This is a genomic window from Protofrankia sp. CiP1_Cm_nod3 (assembly GCF_982290655.1).
Genome location: NZ_CEVIVD010000120.1, coordinates 14800 through 16922, shown reverse-complemented (window position 1 = coordinate 16922; position 2123 = coordinate 14800). Strand labels below are relative to the sequence as shown.

The 2123-nt window shown below is 72.3% G+C and carries 2 protein-coding genes; both read right to left on the bottom strand.

Annotated elements, in window-relative coordinates:
* Nucleotides 1-315: 315 nt before the first annotated feature.
* Nucleotides 316-549, bottom strand: coding sequence for a hypothetical protein (locus AC5LUJ_RS18830; RefSeq protein WP_250283267.1), 234 nt, complete (start codon nt 547-549; stop codon nt 316-318).
* A 628-nt stretch (nt 550-1177) separates the two neighbouring features.
* The gene (locus tag AC5LUJ_RS18825) at nt 1178-1882 is read right to left on the bottom strand and encodes a UbiX family flavin prenyltransferase (RefSeq protein ID WP_250283269.1); all 705 of its coding nucleotides are present in this window, start codon (nt 1880-1882) and stop codon (nt 1178-1180) included.
* Nucleotides 1883-2123 lie beyond the last annotated feature (241 nt).

Below are 2123 nucleotides of genomic sequence, written 5' to 3'. Positions count from 1 at the left end.
CCGGCTCCCCCGGCCACCGGCTCCGCCAGCCGTCGGCTCCCCTGGCCGTCAGCTCAGGACCCGTCCGCCCCAGAGCCCGCCGGCGTCCCGGCGGGAGCGCGGACAGGCCACCGCCCTGTACCCGTTCGCCTCTGCCCCCGTTCGTCGCGGGGTTACCGACCGGGCCACCGGCCCCTGGGAGCTGCCGGCGCCCGGGGGCCACGGGCGCGGCGGTCGCGGTGATCTGATCGACCCGTCACTCGGGTCCACCGGCTCCCGGGGCCACGCGCGCGTCCCCCCGAGGCAAGCGGGGTGCCCACAGTGCCCGCAGGGGCGCTATCGGCGCTCCGGGCCGGTACCGGCGCGGGCGGCGGCCCGCTGGGCGGCCCTGCGCTGCGACCGGCCCAGCGGATAGGTCAGCGCACCCACGATCACGAGACCGGCCAGTATCGCGAGGACAGGGTTGACGCTCAGGATGAGCAGGATGGTCAGCATCACGAGCAGCGCCGCGATCCGCGCGGCGAAATACGGCAGCTGCACCCGCAGGGAGGCCGGGGCCTGACCGGCCACAGGACGCCCGGCTGGCCAGCCCATCCAGGCGCCCGAAGCGCCAGCGGCGCCCCTGGAAGCGGGCGTCCGAGGACGCGGCACCCGGTCCAGGTCTGCCGTCGTGGCCCGCGTGCCGCTGTCCCGCGTCCGCTGTCTCCCGCCGCTGTCGCGTGTCATGCCCGCCTTCGTCCCAGTTCGGTCTTCAGCTGCCGGCGGGCATCTCGAACCGGATGAGCACGGATCCCGCTCATTTACGGTACGACCCGCCGGATCCGCGGCGGTCACGAGGGCAGGTATCGGGCGGGGCCGAGCCCGCGCGCCCCCTCATCCCCGTCACGTTCTCATCCCCGTCATGTCCCGTGCCATCCCAAAGATCATGGAGATGAACGGCGCGTGACGCCGAGCTCACCGGCCCCTTCGGGCCTGATCACCTTCGGCGCCGTCCCACCCCCGGCAGCACAAAAATCATGACGATGGGCGGCGGTACGGCCAGGGCCGTCCAGCCTCCTCGTCCCGGTCAAGTTCCACACCGCCTCGCGCTCATGACAGCCTTACACCGCCTTGCCTGGATACGCATTTATCCATATTTATGTACCCAGAGTCACGAAAGAGCGATGGCCGCCCGAACGTAGAGATCACACAATGAAGATCATGAGGACGAACGACGGGCCGCGCCGAGCTCACCGGTCCAGCGGCGCAGCAGGTCGTTGGGCACCCCGGCCGCGTCCAGGACCTTGCCGGCGACGAAGTCCACGAGCGCGCGCGCGTCGGTCGCGCCGGCGTAGAAGCCGGGGCTGGCGGCCGCCACCACCGCGCCGGCGTCGTGCAGGGACAGCATGTGCAGCAGGGTCGAGCGGGTGAACGGCATCTCCCGGGGCACGACCACCAGCCGACGGCCTTCCTTCAGCGTCACGCCGGCGGCGCGTTGCAGCAGATCCTTGGACAGCCCGAGAGCGATCCCGGCCACGGCAGCCGTGCTCGCGGGGACGACGATCATCCCCCTGGTCAGATACGAGCCGCTGCTCGGCCCGGCGGCAAGATCACTGCAGGACCAGTGACGGAGCAGATCCGCCGCGGCCGCCTCGGAGATGACGGACGGGTCCACGCCGAGCCAGCCGGCCAGGGACCGTGGCCAGGTGCTGTCCCGCCAGGCGATCCCGGTCTCGTCCAACAGGGTGAGCCGGGCCGCCCGGGAGACGACCAGGTCCACCGGCAGCCCGGCGTCCAGCAGGCCGCGCAGCACCGACGCCGCGTACGGCGTCCCGCTCGCCCCGCTGACGCCGACCACCCACGGCAGCCGCGGTTCGCCTTCACCCGGCCGCGGCGGCACCGCGTCCCGGCTGTCGAGACGCACCCCGTCCTCCCAACTGTCCGGCCAACCACCCGGACGCCCAACCACTCGGATACCCGGAGCCCGGAGCCCGGGTGCCCGGCCAACCGGTCAACCGTCCGGATATGCCCCAGCGGCCGGTGGTCGCCCGAATGCGTCCCTGTCCCTGTCCCTGTCCCTCCGGCACCTTCCGCACTTCCGTACGCACTTCCGTACGCACTTCCGTACGCACTTCCGGCAATCATGATGTCCTCGACGATCCCCG